The organism is Aliiroseovarius sp. S1123, from assembly GCF_023015885.1.
GTDB lineage: Bacteria > Pseudomonadota > Alphaproteobacteria > Rhodobacterales > Rhodobacteraceae > Aliiroseovarius.
Map to the genome: position 1 here is coordinate 224,804 of NZ_JALKBE010000005.1, position 16,640 is coordinate 241,443.

The 16,640-nt window shown below is 59.2% G+C and carries 19 protein-coding genes; 13 read left to right on the forward strand and 6 right to left on the reverse strand.

Annotated features, from left to right (window positions below):
• The first annotated feature begins 1 nt into the window (after position 1).
• The 3 genes from era to recO are packed head-to-tail and all read left to right on the forward strand — an operon-like array spanning position 2 to position 2,025.
• Positions 2–919 (forward strand): GTPase Era, encoded by a 918-nt coding sequence (gene era, locus MWU53_RS11575; RefSeq protein ID WP_247093476.1) that lies wholly within the window; start codon positions 2–4, stop codon positions 917–919.
• On the forward strand, positions 919–1,248 hold the full coding sequence (locus tag MWU53_RS11580; RefSeq protein WP_247093478.1) for a DUF1491 family protein: 330 nt from the start codon (positions 919–921) through the stop codon (positions 1,246–1,248). The genes era and MWU53_RS11580 overlap by 1 nt, the downstream gene beginning before the upstream one ends.
• Positions 1,249–1,284: 36 nt before the next feature.
• Positions 1,285–2,025, forward strand: coding sequence for a DNA repair protein RecO (gene recO / locus MWU53_RS11585; RefSeq protein ID WP_247093480.1), 741 nt, complete (start codon positions 1,285–1,287; stop codon positions 2,023–2,025).
• On the opposite strand, the gene MWU53_RS11590 is transcribed toward recO, so the two are convergent.
• Both MWU53_RS11590 and MWU53_RS11595 read right to left on the reverse strand, forming a co-directional pair.
• A complete protein-coding gene (locus MWU53_RS11590; RefSeq protein ID WP_247093482.1) occupies positions 2,006–2,401 on the reverse strand; it encodes an META domain-containing protein in 396 nt (131 codons plus the stop codon). The genes recO and MWU53_RS11590 overlap by 20 nt on opposite strands.
• Before the next feature lie 38 nt (positions 2,402–2,439).
• Positions 2,440–3,000 (reverse strand): TetR/AcrR family transcriptional regulator, encoded by a 561-nt coding sequence (locus MWU53_RS11595; protein WP_247093483.1) that lies wholly within the window; start codon positions 2,998–3,000, stop codon positions 2,440–2,442.
• An 86-nt stretch (positions 3,001–3,086) separates the two neighbouring features.
• Here MWU53_RS11595 and MWU53_RS11600 point away from each other — a divergent pair, with 86 nt between their 5' ends.
• A complete protein-coding gene (locus MWU53_RS11600) occupies positions 3,087–3,509 on the forward strand; it encodes a DUF3995 domain-containing protein (protein ID WP_247093485.1) in 423 nt (140 codons plus the stop codon).
• On the opposite strand, the gene MWU53_RS11605 is transcribed toward MWU53_RS11600, so the two are convergent.
• Complete coding sequence (locus tag MWU53_RS11605; RefSeq protein ID WP_247093487.1) at positions 3,506–5,155, reverse strand: acyl-CoA dehydrogenase family protein; 1,650 nt, start codon at positions 5,153–5,155, stop codon at positions 3,506–3,508. The two genes, MWU53_RS11600 and MWU53_RS11605, sit on opposite strands and share 4 nt — an antisense overlap.
• Before the next feature lie 188 nt (positions 5,156–5,343).
• Here MWU53_RS11605 and MWU53_RS11610 point away from each other — a divergent pair, with 188 nt between their 5' ends.
• Entirely contained in the window at positions 5,344–6,111 is a 768-nt protein-coding gene (locus MWU53_RS11610; RefSeq protein WP_247093489.1) for a sulfite exporter TauE/SafE family protein, read from the forward strand.
• Here MWU53_RS11610 and MWU53_RS11615 read toward each other — a convergent pair.
• Both MWU53_RS11615 and MWU53_RS11620 read right to left on the reverse strand, forming a co-directional pair.
• A complete protein-coding gene (locus tag MWU53_RS11615; protein WP_247093491.1) occupies positions 6,108–6,932 on the reverse strand; it encodes an alpha/beta fold hydrolase in 825 nt (274 codons plus the stop codon). The genes MWU53_RS11610 and MWU53_RS11615 overlap by 4 nt on opposite strands.
• Positions 6,933–7,072: 140 nt before the next feature.
• The gene (locus tag MWU53_RS11620; protein WP_247093493.1) at positions 7,073–8,671 is read right to left on the reverse strand and encodes a phosphoenolpyruvate carboxykinase; all 1,599 of its coding nucleotides are present in this window, start codon (positions 8,669–8,671) and stop codon (positions 7,073–7,075) included.
• A 372-nt stretch (positions 8,672–9,043) separates the two neighbouring features.
• Here MWU53_RS11620 and MWU53_RS11625 point away from each other — a divergent pair, with 372 nt between their 5' ends.
• The 7 genes from MWU53_RS11625 to MWU53_RS11655 all read left to right on the forward strand — a co-directional run bounded on the left by MWU53_RS11625 (position 9,044) and on the right by MWU53_RS11655 (position 14,600).
• Entirely contained in the window at positions 9,044–9,748 is a 705-nt protein-coding gene (locus tag MWU53_RS11625; protein ID WP_247093496.1) for a response regulator transcription factor, read from the forward strand.
• A gap of 92 nt (positions 9,749–9,840) precedes the next feature.
• Positions 9,841–11,586, forward strand: coding sequence for a sensor histidine kinase (locus MWU53_RS11630; RefSeq protein WP_247093498.1), 1,746 nt, complete (start codon positions 9,841–9,843; stop codon positions 11,584–11,586).
• Positions 11,583–12,026, forward strand: a complete 444-nt coding sequence (locus MWU53_RS11635) for a serine kinase (RefSeq protein WP_247093499.1) — start codon at positions 11,583–11,585, stop codon at positions 12,024–12,026. Before MWU53_RS11630 ends, MWU53_RS11635 begins: the two co-directional genes overlap by 4 nt.
• Positions 12,027–12,107: 81 nt before the next feature.
• Positions 12,108–13,016, forward strand: a complete 909-nt coding sequence (rapZ, locus tag MWU53_RS11640; RefSeq protein WP_247093501.1) for an RNase adapter RapZ — start codon at positions 12,108–12,110, stop codon at positions 13,014–13,016.
• A gap of 1 nt (position 13,017) precedes the next feature.
• Complete coding sequence (locus tag MWU53_RS11645; protein ID WP_247093503.1) at positions 13,018–13,410, forward strand: PTS fructose transporter subunit IIA; 393 nt, start codon at positions 13,018–13,020, stop codon at positions 13,408–13,410.
• A gap of 6 nt (positions 13,411–13,416) precedes the next feature.
• Positions 13,417–13,689, forward strand: coding sequence for an HPr family phosphocarrier protein (locus MWU53_RS11650; RefSeq protein ID WP_247093505.1), 273 nt, complete (start codon positions 13,417–13,419; stop codon positions 13,687–13,689).
• 53 nt (positions 13,690–13,742) lie between these two features.
• Positions 13,743–14,600 carry a lysophospholipid acyltransferase family protein gene (locus MWU53_RS11655; RefSeq protein WP_247093528.1) on the forward strand — a complete coding sequence of 286 codons (858 nt, stop codon included), beginning with the start codon at positions 13,743–13,745 and terminating at the stop codon, positions 14,598–14,600.
• A 41-nt stretch (positions 14,601–14,641) separates the two neighbouring features.
• On the opposite strand, the gene MWU53_RS11660 is transcribed toward MWU53_RS11655, so the two are convergent.
• Positions 14,642–15,517: a 3-hydroxybutyryl-CoA dehydrogenase gene (locus MWU53_RS11660; protein ID WP_247093507.1), complete on the reverse strand. Its 876-nt coding sequence runs from the start codon at positions 15,515–15,517 to the stop codon at positions 14,642–14,644.
• 194 nt (positions 15,518–15,711) lie between these two features.
• Here MWU53_RS11660 and MWU53_RS11665 point away from each other — a divergent pair, with 194 nt between their 5' ends.
• On the forward strand, positions 15,712–16,539 hold the full coding sequence (locus MWU53_RS11665; protein WP_247093509.1) for a DUF6473 family protein: 828 nt from the start codon (positions 15,712–15,714) through the stop codon (positions 16,537–16,539).
• Positions 16,540–16,640 lie beyond the last annotated feature (101 nt).

Sequence of the window (16,640 nt, forward strand, 5' to 3'; positions counted from 1 at the left end):
GATGTCGGATGCGAACACACGCGCGGGCTTTGTCGCCCTGATTGGCGAACCCAATGCGGGCAAGTCGACGCTGACGAACCATATGGTCGGGGCTAAGGTTTCGATCGTGACGCATAAAGTGCAAACGACCCGTGCGCGCATTCGCGGCGTGGCCATCGAAGGCGACGCACAGATCGTTTTCGTAGACACGCCCGGCTTGTTCCAGCCGCGCCGCCGACTGGACCGCGCTATGGTTGCCGCAGCATGGGGGGGAGCGGCGGATGCTGACATCACCGTTCTTCTGGTCGAAGCTCATCGGGGCGTAACCGAGGGCGTCAAAACCATTCTCGATGGCTTGGACGAAATCGGAAAGGGTCGCACCGTCGCGCTTGCGATTAACAAGATCGATAAGGTCAAAGCCGAGACGCTTCTGGCTTTGACGAAAGAGCTGAATGAACGGTTTAATTTCGCTGAGACCTTTATGATTTCAGCCGAAAAAGGGCATGGCGTTGCTGCCTTGCGCACATGGCTGGCAGAACGCCTGCCAGAAGGTCCGTGGCTGTACCCTGAAGATCAGATCGCTGATCTGCCCATGCGTATGATCGCCGCCGAGATGACCCGCGAAAAGCTGACCCTGCGCCTGCATCAGGAGCTTCCCTACCAGCTGACGGTCGAGACCGAGAACTGGGAAGAGCGCAAGGATGGGTCCGCCCGTGTGGATCAGATCATCTATGTCGCCCGTGACGGCCACAAAGGCATCATTCTTGGCAAGCGCGGCGAGACGATCAAAGCCGTCAGCCAATCCGCCCGCGCCGAGCTGGAAGAGTTTATGGGTCGCAAGATTCACCTATTCCTGCAGGTGAAAGTCCGTCCGAACTGGCTTGAAGAAAAAGAGCGCTACTCGGAAATGGGGCTCGACTTCCGCGACGGGAATAAGTGATGCGCCTGACCGCGGATGTCTGGGTTTCAGCCTATCTGACGCGGTTGCGCCTGTCTGACATTCCGGCCTTTGTGACCCAGAAGGGCGATGCGACCGCCGGGGCTGTTTTGGTCAAGATGAACACACTGGACGGGCAGGCGACAGCCTATCAACGCAGCTTCGATCTGATGACCGGAGATCGCTGCTGGATGGTTCTGTCTGAAGGTGGTGAAGCGGACGTAGACGCTGCGCTGAACCGCCAGAAAGGCTTCGACCCGGACCTTTGGATCATCGAAGTCGAAGACAAGCAAGGCCGCCACCTTCTGGACGAACCGGGGCTTTCCGACTGACGCGGACCCCGCTAGGCTGCGTTTAGGAGGGTCGCGATGGATTGGCGGGATCAGGGGGCGTTGCTGTCCGTGCGCAAGCATGGCGAAACCTCTGTCATCATTGATGTTTTCACAGCTGAACACGGTCGTCATGCTGGTGTTGTGCGCGGCGGTGTCAGCCGCAAGATCGCACCCACTTTGCAACCCGGTGCACAGTTGGACGTCTCATGGCGTGCCCGGCTGGAAGAGCATATCGGCAGCTATACGGTTGAACCCCTGCGCAGTCGTGCGCTGGTCCTGTCGGATCGTACCGCGCTGGCCGGACTAAACGCGATCACTGCGTTGTTGGCCTATGCGCTGCCCGAACGCGAACCACATCCGGTGCTCTATGACCGCACCCAATCCATGCTGGATCTTCTGGGCATCAACGAAGCGTGGCCGACGGCCTACCTGAAATGGGAATTGGCGTTGTTGGAGGAGTTGGGCTTTGGTCTGGACCTGACCGAATGCGCCGTGACCGGCGCGCGGGATGATCTGGCCTATGTCTCGCCCAAGACCGGGCGGGCAGTGTCGGCTGAAGGGGCAGGGGAATGGGCGGATCGTCTGTTGCCTCTGCCACCCGAACTTCTGGGCGTGGGCGATGGTTCACTATCGAACGTGTTGGACGGGTTGCTGACCACAGGGCATTTCCTGACTCACGGCATTGCGCACACGCTTGGGAACAAACCCTTGCCCGAGGCACGCGCGCGGCTTCTGGACCGACTTAAACGCGACGCGGTTAACGCGGCAGGCTTGTAAACACCATCTGACGTCCGGTTTCATTGGACAGGATGAGGGTGCTGCCCGACACTTCGGCGATGTTCACCTTAGAAAGAGCCGCAAAGAACGCGGTTTCTGCGTTCAGGTCTGGACATGCGCGTTTGGTCGACAGGATGGGCCCGGTTTCGAACCACGGATAGGGCGCGGTTTGGGTTCCGGAATAGCTGTTGCACGGCGCTTGTCCTGCGATCCTGCCTTTTTCGGGAAAGCTGAGCGTGGCACTGGCCTGAAAGGCGGCGCCATCAAGCTCGACCAGCGACCAGACTACACCAGCATCCGCATAGCCCGAGATCGTTTCGTCCTTGCAGGCGGACAGAAGAAGGGCGGCGGCAGGGATCAGGAGTAAAGGTTTCATGATTGCTAGATGGGGATACGGGGCCGAGATTGCCAGTCTTACGCGTCACGCAGCGCAAGCAACGCGGCCAAAAGTGTGCTCATGGCGTCCTTGTTGTCCGTTCCATCCTTTGCTGAAAGCGTTCCCATACCAATATACGCGCCATAGATCAGGCGCGCGAAATCAGGGTTGCTGAGGTCAAGTTCGGTCAGAATGCCATGCAGATATTCCAGGCGCTTCTGATCTACACGCTCGACAACATACGCAGCGGTATGGTTGCTTTGTGCCCACGCACGGATCGCCGGCTCCACAGCATCGCCGCCATATTCGGCGTCTGAGGACGTAGAAATATCGCCCAGCATGTACAGCTTACGCACGGGGTCTGCTTCGTGGTCAAGATACCGCGTGATATCGTCAACGGCTCGGGTCTCCCACAGCTCGAGCATCTGCGATTGAAAGCTCGATACATCTTTGAAATGCCAATAGAAAGATCCCTTGGTCGTCCCAAGTTCGCGCGCCAGAGGCTCTGCCTTCAGCGCTTGGGGGCCAGATCGTGCAAGGGCGCGAAATCCTGCCATCAGCCAGCTTTCCGTGCTTAGTCGTCCTTTTGTTTCAACCATGGTATCAGCGCTCCATACGCTAGCGTATTGACAGGCTACCCACCCTGTGCACCATACGCAAGCGTATTGAGTCGAGGGAGGGCGCTATGCAGGCATTCATCTTGGGGATCACGTATGTGATCTTGTTCGGGGCGGCATTGGCACATGTTCTGTGGGCTTTGGGCGTCTGGTGGCCCATCTGGGACGAACAACGCTTGGCGCGCACGGTTGTCGGGGCGCCCGGGATCACAAAAATGCCACCCGGCTGGGCGTCGACACTGGTGGCCGCTGCGCTGGGTGCCTCGGGGGTCGTATTGTTTGGACTCACACAGGGTATGGCTGTCATTCCCGACCGTTTGCTGGTCTGGGCAGGCTGGGCCTTGGTCGCGGTGTTTGGTCTGCGCGGGCTTGCCAGCTATGTCCTGCCGCTGTTCAGCGTGAAGATGGAAGAGCCGTTCGCACGGCTCAACCTGATGTTCTATGGCCCGCTCTGCCTGATCTTGGCAGCGGGGTTCTGGTCGGCGCTTTAGCCCAGCAGGCGGCGCGCGATGACCTGCGCCTGAATTTCCGCGGCACCTTCGAAGATGTTCAGGATACGTGCATCGCACAGCACGCGGCTGATCTGGTATTCCAGAGCGAAGCCGTTGCCGCCGTGGATCTGCAGCGCGTTGTCCGCACAGGCCCATGCGATACGTGCACCCAGCAGCTTGGCCATGCCCGCTTCAAGGTCGCAGCGATGGCCGTGGTCCTTTTCCCAAGCCGAGAAATAGGTCAGCTGACGCGCGATCATGATTTCCACGGCCATCATCGCCAGCTTGTTGGCCACGCGGGGGAAGTTGATCAGCGACTTGCCGAACTGCTTGCGGTCTTCGGCATATTGCATGCCGATTTCCAGCGCGTTCTGCGCCACACCGATGGCGCGGGCGGCAGTCTGAATGCGGGCAGCCTCAAAAGTTTTCATCAGCTGCTTAAAGCCCTGACCTTCAACGCCACCCAGCAGGTTTTCGCCCTTTACTTTGAACCCATCAAAGCCAAGCTCGAATTCCTTCATGCCGCGATAGCCCAGAACCTCGATCTCGCCGCCGGTCATGCCTTCGGTCGGGAACGGGTTTTCGTCATCACCGGGGGTTTTCTCGGCCAGGAACATCGACAGACCGCGGTGGTCTTTGCTGTCCGGGTCGGTACGCGCCAGAAGGGTCATCACGTGGGTGCGGGCGGCGTGAGTGATCCAAGTTTTGTTACCGGTCACTTCATAGTCGCCATCGGCATTTTTCACCGCACGGGTGCGCAGCGAACCAAGGTCTGAACCGGTGTTGGGTTCGGTGAACACGGCGGTCGGCAGGATTTCTGCGCTGGCCAGCTTGGGCAGCCAGTGTTGCTTTTGTTCCTCGGTACCGCCGGCCTCGACCAGTTCGGCTGCGATTTCCGAGCGGGTGCCCAGCGAGCCCACGCCGATGTAACCGCGCGACAGTTCTTCCGAGACCACAACCATCGAGGCTTTCGACAGTCCCAGCCCGCCGTATTCTTCGGGAATGGTCAGGCCAAAAACGCCCATTTCCGCCAGCTCTTCCAGGATTTCCAGCGGGATGTATTCGTCTTTCAGGTGCCATTCGTGGGCATTCGGGACGACGCGTTCGTCCGCATAGCGGCGGAACTGTTCGCGGATCATTTCAAGCTCTTCGTCCAGACCGGTGGCGCCGAAAGTGGCGTGGCCTGCATTGTCTTGCATCAGCGCGACCAGACGGGTGCGGGCGGCTTGGCTGTTGCCGTTGGCGATCAGAGCGTTGATTGCGTCTGTGTCCAGAGCAGCGCCGTCGACGCCCATGTCGGCCAGACGCGCCATTTCGTTCTGGCTCATCATCATACCGCCCTTCATCTGGGCAAGGTATTCGCCAAAGGCGATCTGCAGAATCAGCTTTTCCATCTCGCCCAGCTTGCCGTCTTCGGACAGGCGACCGGCCCATGCGTTCATCTGGCGCAGGCTTTCGGCATAGGTGGCCAACCACGACAAGGCGTGGGCGGCGGCTTGATGCTCTTCCAGTTTCGCGCCCGACACGCGGTCTCCATCAGACACCAGCGCGCGGACATTTTCCTTGGCGGCGTCAAAAGTTGCTTCAACCGGGGCAAGGGCCGCGCCGGTTAGGTCAAGTAGGTTGTCGATCAGGGCGCTGGTCATCGTGGTCTCCTGTCAAAAGACGCCCAGATTCGGCGTCCATTTTGCGTCTGCAGAGAGATAATCCTTTTGCAGGTGCAGCGCAATAAAAATACGTAAGAAACCATGAATGCGAACACATATAACGCAGCGGAGTTTTTTATACCGCGAGGAGTTTTATCCGTTAGAAGGGGGTGAAGTGGAGGATGCGCATGGGAATTTTGGCTGATCTGAGTATGTCGACGCTTGCTTTTGCTGTTGCGGTCACGCTGTTCGCAGGCGTGGTAAAAGGCGTTGTAGGCTTTGGGTTGCCGCTGATCATGATCTCGGGTCTGGCCACTGTGATGCCTGCCGAGATTGCCCTGGCCGCACTGATCATTCCCACCGCAACCACCAATGTCCGGCAGGCTTTGCGGCAAGGGGCAGGCGCCGCGTTGGAGGTCGTGAAGAAGTTTCGCGTTTACCTGATAGGGCTGTTCGTGACCCTGATCATCAGCGCCCAGATGGTGCTGTTTCTGCCTCAGCGCGTTCTTTTTATCCTGATCGGCGTTCCCATCGTTTTTTTCTGTGCGATGCAGCTGCGCGGCTGGGTGCCCAGTCTTAGACCTGAGAACCGGGTACGGGATGAAAGTATCATCTCGGCTATCTCGGGGATGGTAGGTGGGATATCGGGCGTCTGGGGGCCGCCCTTCGTGGCCTATCTGACCGCGACGAATACTTCGAAGACCGAGCAGATGTTGGCGCAGGGGGTCGTCTATGGGTTCGGCGCGATGGTGCTTGTGGGTGCACACCTTCAGTCGGGCGTGTTCAACGCCCATACGGCTCCGTTGTCCGCGGCCATGTTGATCCCAGCCTTTCTGGGCATGGCACTGGGGTATCGCCTGCATGATCGGATGCCGCAGAAGGCTTTCAAGCGAGCAACTCTGATTGTGCTGACGGTGGCAGGGCTGAACCTGATTCGGCGCGGGCTGATGGGTTAAGCAATCAGCGCAGGCCAGAGCCTGGCGTTCTCGGGGCGGAAGGCGTCAATATGCCCGACTTTTTTCAGGCCAAACTGTTGCGGGGTTAGCGCGAGGTGTTCGGTGTTGGTTCCGGGATAAAGCTCGGTCATGCGGGCCACGGCGTTTGGTGGAACGGACGTGTCATCCGACAGCGAGACGGTGCGCACGGGGCATGAAAAAGCTGCCATCGGGGCGGCGGGGATGCATGGGTCCTTGGCCGGATAGCCGCGCGTGGTGCACCAACGCTTCCATTGCTTGAAGACCGGGCCGGGAATGTCACTGCCCAGGCCCGAGACCTGTTTCGGCACATAGCCAAAGGTTGCCATCGAAAGTGGGCCGACCACAAACCACAGGGCGCGCACCGTGGCTTGAAAGGGCCACGGATGGTCCGTGGTATGTACGGGTCCAGTGCACACGGTAATTACACGCGCTATGTCCTGCGTGCGTTGGTGGCGTGCCAGCATGAGGCCCCCAAGGGAATGGCCCATAAGCCAAACCGGCAGTCCGGTTGCGCGCGCCTCGAGCCAGTCTCTTGCGGCCTGAGTGTCACTTAATCCCCAATCCAGCATCGAGGCCGTCACATCTCGGACCGGCCCACAGGCCGAGGCACCGAAATCGCGGTAGTCATAGATCAGGCACGAGACGTCCTGTGTTTCCGCCAGCCACGCGGCGAAATGACGATAGAACCGGTGAGGCACCCCCGTCGCGCCGTTCAGAACCGCGACCGCGCGCGGGGTGTCGGCTTCAAAGAATGTGCCGGTCAGCGGGGCGGGGCCATCTATGGTGACAGTCTGGGTCATGCACGCATGCAAGCGCAAAGCTTACGTTCGCGTAAAGCGTGACCGCGCGTAAGGTCGCGCGCGTAATGTCATGGCGCGTCAGCCCAAAAGAAAACGCCCCGGCGATGAACCGGGGCGTTTGTCATAGTCTGTTTTGCGGCTTAGCCGATGGCGACGGCTTTCACGTCGTCATCAATGTCGCCTTCGTACTGAACGAAGTTGTCAGCGAACATTTTAACCAGTTTGGCAGCTTGCGCGTCATAGGCAGCAGCGTCCTGCCAGGTGCGGCGCGGATCCAGAAGCAGGTCGGCGACGCCTTCCACCTTGACCGGAACCTCGAAGCCGAAGTTTTCGTCCTTGCGGAATTTGGCGTCGGCCAGCGATCCGTCCAGGGCTGCGGTCAGCAAGGCGCGGGTGGCGCGGATCGGCATACGCGAGCCGGTGCCGTAGGCACCACCGGTCCAACCGGTGTTCACCAGCCAGCAAGTTGCGCCGTGCTTGGCGATCTTGTCACGCAGAAGCGCGCCATACTCGGCCGGGCGGCGCGGCATGAAGGGCGCACCAAAGCAGGTCGAGAAGGTGGGTTCCGGTTCGGTCACACCTTTTTCGGTGCCAGCCACTTTCGAGGTGAAGCCCGACAGGAAGTGATACATGGCCTGCGCCGGCGTCAGACGCGCGATCGGAGGCAGAACACCAAACGCATCACAGGTCAGCATGATGATGTTCTTCGGGTGACCGCCAATCGCCGTTTTCGACGCGTTCGAGATATAGTGCAGCGGATAGGCGCAACGCATGTTGGCCGTCAGGCTGTCATCTTCGAAATCCAGTTCCTTGGTCTCTTCGTCATAGACCATGTTCTCGATCACGGTCGCGAACTTCTGGGTCGTGGCGTAGATTTCCGGCTCGGCTTCGGCTGACAGGTTGATGGTCTTGGCATAGCAACCACCTTCGAAGTTGAAGGTGCCGGTGTCCGACCAGCCGTGTTCGTCATCGCCGATCAGCGTGCGCTCGGGATCTGCCGACAGGGTGGTTTTGCCGGTGCCCGACAGGCCGAAGAAGATGGCGGTGTCGACCGGGTTGCCGGTGGCATGGTTGGCCGAGCAGTGCATCGGCATGATGCCTTTTTCGGGCAACATGTAGTTCAGCAGGGTGAAGACCGATTTCTTGTTTTCACCGGCGTATTCGGTGCCGCCGATCAGGATCAGCTTGCGGTCGAAGTTCAGCGCGATCACCGTTTCCGAACGACAGCCGTGACGCTTGGCGTCGGCGTTGAAGGTCGGGCAGTTGATGATGGTGAACTCGGGTTCGAATTCGTCCAGCTCGTCGCGGTCGGGGCGGCGCAGCAGGTGACGGATGAACAGGTTGTGCCAGGCCAGTTCGGACACCACGCGCACATCCAGACGGTGGGCCGGGTCGGCGCCGCCGAAAAGGTCTTGAACGTAATAGTCCTTGCCCTTCATGTGCTCCAGCATGTCCTCGTACAGGACGTCGAACTTGGCCGGATCCATCGGCGGGTTGTTTTCCCACCAGATGTGCGGCTCGACGCTGGGGGTCTTGACGACAAATTTATCCTTGGGAGAACGGCCCGTGTGCTTGCCGGTCTCGACCAGGAAGGTCCCGCCTTGTCCAAGCTTGCCCTCGCCGCGGCCCAGTGCGGCTTCTACTAGAGCTGGCTCCATCAGGTTGTAATAGACATTGCCCAGCCCGGTGATGCCTTGATCTTCCAAGCGGCGCGCTGGGTTTACCCGTCCAGTGGTCATTTATTTGCTCCTGTCGCCGGTCCGTCTGTAAGTCCCCGGCGTATCTGTTTCACATGAGAGCGCAGAGAATCCCTCTGCACGCCAACCCTCATGTGAACGAGGGCCGGTGACCGGCCTATAGCACGACTGCTTTCTGATGGAACAGCGCGCATTGTCGCGTTAGCGCAAGCAAGGCTGTGTTTGCGCAATCAATAAGTTTCGTATGCGAAATAATCGCCGGATACATTCACGTTGATTTCCGGGCGGCGACGTAAGAAAGCTGCGCTCCTCGGTACCGAATCGCAATTCTCAGTTGATTCGGCACTGGGAACGCGAGAATATGTAAAGAAGAGTTCATGAATGAACGTGGCTCGAGCAGTGCGAGGAAACCCAATGTCCAGGATTGCCTTGGTCGATGACGACAGAAACATTCTGACTTCAGTGTCCATTACGCTTGAAGCAGAAGGGTTCGAAGTAGAGACGTATAATGACGGCCAAAGCGCGCTTGACGCTTTTGCGAAACGCCTGCCGGACCTTGCGGTCTTTGACATTAAGATGCCGCGGATGGACGGGATGGATCTGCTGCAGCGGGTGCGCCAGAAGACCTCGACCCTGCCGGTGATTTTCCTGACCTCGAAAGATGATGAAATTGACGAAGTGCTTGGCCTGCGCATGGGCGCGGACGACTATGTCACCAAGCCCTTCAGTCAGCGCCTGCTGGTCGAGCGCATCCGCGCGCTGCTACGCCGGCAAGAAGTGATCGCAAGCGATGACGCCGGAGACGTCGAAGACGGACGTGTGATGGAACGCGGCGAGTTGCGGATGGATCCGCTGCGCCATGCCGTGACCTGGAAGGGTCAGGACGTATCCCTGACCGTCACCGAGTTTTTGTTGCTTCAGGCCTTGGCCCAGCGCCCCGGTTTCGTGAAAAGCCGCGATCAACTGATGGATGTGGCCTATGACGATCAGGTTTATGTGGATGACCGGACCATCGACAGCCACATCAAACGTCTTCGCAAGAAAATGCGTACGGCGGATTCCGACTTCTCGGCCATCGAAACGCTTTACGGCATCGGATACCGTTACAACGAAGAATGACCCGTATGCTGATTGCATCAGGCCGAAAGCAGAAGCGCGAAACGGCCCGAAATTCCCCAGCTGATACTGACGTTGATCCGAAAGAAGACTGGATGTCTTCTCAGGACGATTTTGACGACGTCTTTCAGGAACCGAGGGCCGGGCGCAGGCTGATTTCGATCAACCGTTCGCCACTGGCGCGCAAGATCATCACGTTCAACCTGCTGGGTCTGGTGATCCTTGTCGCGGGGGTTCTGTATCTGAACCCGTTTCGCGACAGCCTTCTGTTCCAACGCGAGCGCGGTCTGGTGGTCGAAGCCGAACTGATCGCTGACGTTTTCGAGGCCCAGCTGGCGCAGGGGGAGGAAGCTGCGCGCATTGTTGGCGAAACCCTGTCTGAAGCCGCAGAGGGCGCTGTTGGCGATGCTGAGGCTGAACAGAAGGCAATCGAGACACTGGAAACAGATCTTGCGGACTCTACGCCCTCTGATTTCGCGAAGACCTTGTCGAACCTGCACTTGCCCGTTGGCCTTGAAGTGTTCGTTTTTGATGACACGGAAACGCTTCTAGCGACTTCGGTCGGGCGGGATCGCGGGGAGCCCACGCCTGTGGATGGGTTGCAGCGGGACATTGGCTCGACGGTGATCACGGACATTCTGAACTCGATTTGGGAGGCTACGTCGGGTTTCGCGGATACGGGGCGCGGGCTTGAGCAGCCGTTGGACACGGAAAGCATGGCGCGAAGTCTGTATTTCCGGGCAATGCTGGGGGCCACACAGGTGGCAAACGGCGTTGATAAGAACAGCGGCACTGTTTTTTCCGTGGCCACGCCGATCTTGGTGGAGGGCACGCCCAAGGGGGTGGTTGCGATCACCAGTGCAGCGGGCGAGCTTGACCTGTTGGTCCGTGCCGAACGCGAGCAGATTTTGCAGATGTTCGTCATCGCCATTCTGGTGTCGATCGGCCTAAGCCTTGTGCTTGCCTCGACCATTGCGAATCCGCTGTCGGATCTGGCAACCGCGGCCGAGCTGAGCGGCGAGAACGATCCGCGCAATGTTAAAACCCGCCGCGTGCGCATTCCTGATATGACCGGTCGCCCAGACGAAATTGGGCGCCTGTCAGGCGCGCTGCGGGGCATGGTTACCGCGCTTTACGATCGTATTGACGCAAACGAGCAGTTCGCAGCCGATGTGGCGCACGAGATCAAGAACCCGCTGGCCAGTTTGCGCTCGGCCGTGGGCACGCTGCGTCTGGCTAACAAGGAAGAGCAGCGCGAGCGGCTTTTGGATGTGATCGAACATGACACCCGGCGGTTGGACCGTCTTGTCAGCGACATTTCGAACGCCTCGCGTCTGGACAGCGAATTGGTCCGCGAGGAAGAGGAAGAGTTCGATCTGCTGCGGATGCTGCGCAGCCTGTCGGATTATCTTGGGGGCGAGGCGCAGAACAAAGGCGTCGATTTCATCACCGACCTGCCCAAGAACCCAATCATGATCAGCGGGCTCGAGGCGCGTCTGGCGCAGGTTTTCGTGAACCTGATCACCAACGCACTCAGTTTCTGCGAAAGCGGGGATGCAATCCGCGTCTGGACCCGTCGCCGTGAAAACCGCGTGCTTGTGGTGGTCGAAGATACAGGGCCTGGCATTCCCGATCAGGCGCTGGGCAAGATCTTTGACCGTTTCTATTCCGAACGACCGCAGAACCAGTTTGGCAATAATTCGGGTCTGGGGCTGGCGATCTCGAAACAGATCGTCGAGGCGCATGGCGGGGTGATCTGGGCCGAGAACATCCGGCCCACCGACGCGGATCTGACATCCGAGCCACTGGGCGCGCGGTTCGTGGTTGGGCTGCCGGTATGAACGACACCCCTGTCACCGCCCGATATCATGCCACAACGGTGGCCATAGATGATGCGGCGGTGATGATTACCGGCCCGTCGGGGTCGGGAAAGTCCGCCTTGGCGCTGGAACTGATCGGGCTGGGCGCGCAGCTTGTGGCCGACGACCTAAGCCAGATTGTGCTGCAGGACGGAGCGCCCTTCGTGATTGCGCCGCCCGAGCTGCCCGGAGTCATTGAAGCGCGCGGCGTCGGCCTGATCAACGTACCGCATTGCCCCAAGGCCCGGCTGCAGCTGGTGGTCGATATGGGGCAGATCGAAACGTCGCGTCTGCCGGCCTCACCCGCGTTCACGGAAGTTAACGGTTGCGCGATTGAGTGCCTGTTTCGCGTCGACGCACCTTATTTCGCAATAGCGGTCTTCAATATGCTGCGTCACGGACGCCACGCAGTTGCAGAATAGGATGACCGGACTTTGGTCCGCGTCTGAATTGCGTTATATGCCTCGCACACTCTGCGGGACGCCGGTTCTAAGGGAATGGCAATGACGGATAGTAAAACGAAAATTGGGCAAAAAATCGTGCTGGTGACCGGCCCGTCTGGGGCTGGGCGCACCACTGCGATCCGCGTGCTGGAGGACATCGGATACGAGGTGATCGACAACCTGCCACTGTCCCTGATCGACCGCGTCCTGTCTGGCCCCGCACTGACGCAGCCCTTGGCGCTGGGCGTGGATGTCCGCAACCGCGACTTCTCGACCGAGATGCTGTTGCAGGTGATCGAAGATCTGCGCGAGGATGACGGGTTCGAGGTCGAGGTCCTGTATATGGATTGCTCGCAGGATGTGCTGGTGCGCCGCTATTCGGAAACCCGCCGCCGCCACCCGTTGGCCCCCGACGAAACGCCCGAGCTGGGCATCACCCGCGAGATTGAATTACTGGTCCCGATCCGAGGCCGTGCGGATGTGTTGATCGATACCTCCGACCTGTCGCCGCACGATTTGAAAGACGAAATTATGCGCTGGTTGTCCGTGTCAGGCGCGGAAGAACTGGCCGTGTCGGTCCACTCGTTTTCCTATAAGCGCGGGGTGCCGCAGGGGTTGGACATTGTGTTCGACGCCCGCTTCCTGCGCAACCCCCATTGGGAGCCCGCCCTGCGCGCGTTGGATGGGCGCAGCAGCAGCGTTTCGGACTATGTGGCACAGGATCCGCGCTTTGGGCAGTTCTTTCAGCAGGTGCAAAATCTGATCGAGTTTTTGATCCCGGCCTTCGGGGAAGAGGGCAAAGCACACCTTTCGATTGGGTTTGGCTGTACCGGTGGCCAACATCGTTCAGTTGCCTTGGCGGAAAACTTGGCAAAGTCGCTTGCAACTAAGGGATGGCAGGTGTCAATTAGACACCGGGAATTGGAACGCCGCGCGGGGACAGCTGTGGCATCAACATCGAGGGTTTAGCGTGATCGGTATAGTGATCGTCGCGCATGGCGGGCTTGCAAATGAATATCTGGCTGCGGTCGAGCATGTGGTCGGCAAGCAGCCGGGTATGCGTGCTATTTCGACGGCCGCTGAATGTGATCGTGACGACAAACGGGCCGAGATCTCGGCTGCTGCTGACGCCGTGGATCAGGGCGATGGTGTGGTGATTGTGGTGGACATGTTTGGTGGATCTCCGGCCAATTTGTCGCTTCCCGCCTGTTGCAAGACAAACCGGAAAATCCTGTACGGCGCAAACCTTCCTATGTTGCTGAAGCTGGCAAAGACCCGCCATCTGTCGGTCGAGGCCTCGACGCAGAAAGCACTGGCTGCGGGTCGAAAGTATATTGACTGCATTGACGTGAGCGAGGATTGACGCCTTATGAGTACGAACCGAGAGCTTGAGATTATCAATGTGAAGGGCCTGCATGCGCGGGCTTCGGCAAAGTTTGTCGACACGGTTGAAAATCATGACGCCCGTGCCCGCGTGTCTAAGGATGGGCTGGACGCGGACGGAGATTCGATCATGGGTCTGCTGATGCTGGCGGCCTCGCAGGGAACAAGCATTCAGGTCGAAACCTCTGGACCACAGGCGGCCGAGCTGATGGAGGCGCTTGAGGCGCTGGTGGCCGACAAGTTCGGCGAAGGCATGTAAGCCCGACTGAAGGGCAAAGGTGAACGAACGTGACGCATGATGCGGAATCCCATATGGCGCAGGACAACGCGACTGCTTCGGTCCCGCAGCAGTATGACCGGCGCAGCCTGACCTATTCCAATTCGTTCAATAATCCCCTGCAGGGGGTGATCATTCGCACGGTCGAATGGATGACTGGCAAGTTGTCCATCCTGCGCATGGTCCGCAAACTGGAACGCCGCGGCGCGCCCAAAGGTCAGGCCTTCTGGGGGGCGTGTCTGGACGTGATGGGCGTGCAGGTTCAGACCCCGGACGACCAGCTTGCCAACATCCCCGCAGAAGGCCCCGTCGTGGTGGTGGCCAACCATCCGCACGGCCTGACCGATGGTATGGTCTTGGCCGAGTTGATTGGCCGTCGTCGTGATGATTATCGCATTCTGTCACGCTCGGTTCTGGATGGGCTGGACGAGGTCGCCTCGTCCTACATGATCCCGGTACCTTTCCCGCACGACCCCGATGCGCAGCGCAAGATGGTCGAGATGCGGGCAGAGGCCATGGCGTTTCTGAAACAGGGCGGTCTGATCACCCTGTTCCCGTCGGGTGTGGTTGCGTCGTCGGATACCCTGATGGGGCCTGCTATCGAGCGCGAGTGGAACGTGTTCACCGCACAGATGATCCGCCGTTCCGGCGCACGCGTTGTGCCGATCTTTTTCCCTGGTGCGAATACCCGCTGGTACCAGATCGCCAACCGCCTGTCTGCCACGATGCGTCAGGCATTGTTGCTGCATGAGATTGTCAAAAGCTGTAACCGCCCGATCGCGCCTGTCGTGGGCAAAGAGCTGACGGACGAAGAAATGGCGACGTTGCAGTCAGACCCGCGCGGCTTCATGGCATGGCTTCGAGAGCACACTCTGGCGCTGGCAGGTAAGTGACATGAAAAAGGCCCCTGTGGGGCCTTTTGTCTTTCCGGGGTTTAGCGCGTGGGAACCGGCACCTCGCCGCGATAGTCATAGAACCCGCGCCCGGCTTTGCGTCCGACCCATCCGGCCTCGACATATTTCACCAGCAATGGGCAGGGGCGGTATTTGGTGTCCGCCAGCCCGTCATGCAGCACGTTCATGATCGCCAGACAGGTGTCCAAACCGATGAAGTCACCCAGCTCAAGCGGGCCCATCGGGTGGTTCGCACCCAATTTCATCGACGCATCAATGGACGAGACAGATCCGACACCTTCGTACAGCGCATAGCAGGCTTCGTTGATCATCGGGATCAAGATGCGGTTTACGATGAAGGCGGGGTAGTCCTCGGCGCTGGCGGCGGTTTTGCCCAGCTTTTCCACCACGGCCAGACAGGCATGATAGGTGGGCTCGTCCGTGGCAATGCCGCGGATCAGTTCGACCAGTTTCATCAGGGGCACCGGGTTCATGAAGTGGAACCCCATGAAGCGTTCGGGACGGTCGGTGCCGCTGGCAAGGCGTGTGATTGAAATCGACGAGGTATTCGAGGTCAGAATCGTATCAGGGCTCAGATGCGGCAAAAGCGTATCGAAGATCTGCTTCTTGAGGGACTCGTTTTCCGTGGCCGCTTCGATCACCAAATCGGTCGGGCCAAGGTCCGGCAACGATAGGGTGGTGCTGATCCGCCTCATGGCGTCGTCCATGTCCTGCGCCGAAATCAACTCGCGCGAGACCTGACGCTCCATGTTCTTGGTGATGCGGGAAATGGCGGCATCCAGACTGTCTTGGCTAATGTCGTTCAGGCGAACTTCGTATCCGGCAAGGGCCAAAACATGTGCGATGCCGTTACCCATTTGCCCGGCGCCAATAACGCCAACTGTCTCGATGCTCATATGTTGTTCCTTCTGGTCACGCCGCGCGGGTCCGCGCCCGCGTTACGTTTGGTTATGAACAGACTATGCGCCGGGTGGTTGCTGGCGCAAGGGTTAAGCGGGCCTGAAAGAAACATCGCGCATTTTAAGATTAGCAATTTGACAAGGCTTAGAGCCGACACTGCTTCTTGGGTGTGAATGAAGGAGTGGGTGGCATGGCTTATGAAACTCGTGGGAAAGGGGCGTTGGACTATGCCCCCTGTCGGTACAAGACGTCAAAAATTCTGTTCCGGGGTCCCAAGCGGGATCTCAAAGTGCCGTATGTGGCGATCCTGGGTGGGACTGAAACTTATGGCCGGTTCATGGCGCATCCCTATCCCGAACTGTTCGAGGCACAGCTGGGCCGTCCTGTGGTGAATTTCGGCTGCCCGAATGCGGGGCTGGACGTGTTTTTGCACGACCCGGCGCTGCTGAAGCTGTGCAACCGTGCCACGGACATCGTGATCCAGCTGCCGGGCGCGCAAAATCTTTCCAATCGGTACTATGCGGTCCATCCGCGCCGCAACGACCGGTTCTTGCGCGCGTCCAGCATGTTGAAATACCTTTATCCCGAGTTGGACTTCACAGACTATCACTTCACTGGACACTTGCTGATGGCGCTGCAATCGACCTGTGCGCAGCGGTTCGAAGTGGTGCGAAAAGAGCTGCAGCAGGCGTGGGTTGGACGGTTGAAGGGATTGCTGGCGCGGTTGGACAAACGCGTGACGCTGCTCTGGATGGCAGACCATTCAATTGGGCACGTGTCAGACAACGCGCTTGGCTCGGATCCTCTATTCGTGGATCAGGCCATGATCAAAAACGTCCGCCCCTTTGTGCGTGATCTGGTCAAAGTGGTGCTGACACCGGACGAGATTGCAGCCGGGCAACGGGGGTTGGTCCATTCCGAGATGGACGCCAGCGCCGCCCAGATGATGCTTGGCACGCTGGCGCATGACCGGGCGGCCAATAAGCTGATGGAAAGCCTGTCGAATCGACGTGTCTGAACAAGAAAAGGCCCGCCGGGTGGGCGGGCCTTTTGTATCTTCTGCGATGTTCGATCAGACGGCGTCGGTCAGGGCCGGCACGGCTTCGAACAGGTCGGCAA

What these genes read in the sequence shown, in the direction of transcription:
- era (WP_247093476.1), top strand. Translation starts at nt 2, where the DNA reads ATGTCGGATGCGAACACACGCGCGGGCTTTGTCGCCCTGATTGGCGAA.
- MWU53_RS11580 (WP_247093478.1), top strand. Translation starts at nt 919, where the DNA reads ATGCGCCTGACCGCGGATGTCTGGGTTTCAGCCTATCTGACGCGGTTG.
- recO (WP_247093480.1), top strand. Translation starts at nt 1,285, where the DNA reads ATGGATTGGCGGGATCAGGGGGCGTTGCTGTCCGTGCGCAAGCATGGC.
- MWU53_RS11590 (WP_247093482.1), bottom strand. Translation starts at nt 2,401, where the DNA reads ATGAAACCTTTACTCCTGATCCCTGCCGCCGCCCTTCTTCTGTCCGCC.
- MWU53_RS11595 (WP_247093483.1), bottom strand. Translation starts at nt 3,000, where the DNA reads ATGGTTGAAACAAAAGGACGACTAAGCACGGAAAGCTGGCTGATGGCA.
- MWU53_RS11600 (WP_247093485.1), top strand. Translation starts at nt 3,087, where the DNA reads ATGCAGGCATTCATCTTGGGGATCACGTATGTGATCTTGTTCGGGGCG.
- MWU53_RS11605 (WP_247093487.1), bottom strand. Translation starts at nt 5,155, where the DNA reads ATGACCAGCGCCCTGATCGACAACCTACTTGACCTAACCGGCGCGGCC.
- MWU53_RS11610 (WP_247093489.1), top strand. Translation starts at nt 5,344, where the DNA reads ATGGGAATTTTGGCTGATCTGAGTATGTCGACGCTTGCTTTTGCTGTT.
- MWU53_RS11615 (WP_247093491.1), bottom strand. Translation starts at nt 6,932, where the DNA reads ATGACCCAGACTGTCACCATAGATGGCCCCGCCCCGCTGACCGGCACA.
- MWU53_RS11620 (WP_247093493.1), bottom strand. Translation starts at nt 8,671, where the DNA reads ATGACCACTGGACGGGTAAACCCAGCGCGCCGCTTGGAAGATCAAGGC.
- MWU53_RS11625 (WP_247093496.1), top strand. Translation starts at nt 9,044, where the DNA reads ATGTCCAGGATTGCCTTGGTCGATGACGACAGAAACATTCTGACTTCA.
- MWU53_RS11630 (WP_247093498.1), top strand. Translation starts at nt 9,841, where the DNA reads ATGTCTTCTCAGGACGATTTTGACGACGTCTTTCAGGAACCGAGGGCC.
- MWU53_RS11635 (WP_247093499.1), top strand. Translation starts at nt 11,583, where the DNA reads ATGAACGACACCCCTGTCACCGCCCGATATCATGCCACAACGGTGGCC.
- rapZ (WP_247093501.1), top strand. Translation starts at nt 12,108, where the DNA reads ATGACGGATAGTAAAACGAAAATTGGGCAAAAAATCGTGCTGGTGACC.
- MWU53_RS11650 (WP_247093505.1), top strand. Translation starts at nt 13,417, where the DNA reads ATGAGTACGAACCGAGAGCTTGAGATTATCAATGTGAAGGGCCTGCAT.
- MWU53_RS11655 (WP_247093528.1), top strand. Translation starts at nt 13,743, where the DNA reads ATGGCGCAGGACAACGCGACTGCTTCGGTCCCGCAGCAGTATGACCGG.
- MWU53_RS11660 (WP_247093507.1), bottom strand. Translation starts at nt 15,517, where the DNA reads ATGAGCATCGAGACAGTTGGCGTTATTGGCGCCGGGCAAATGGGTAAC.
- MWU53_RS11665 (WP_247093509.1), top strand. Translation starts at nt 15,712, where the DNA reads ATGGCTTATGAAACTCGTGGGAAAGGGGCGTTGGACTATGCCCCCTGT.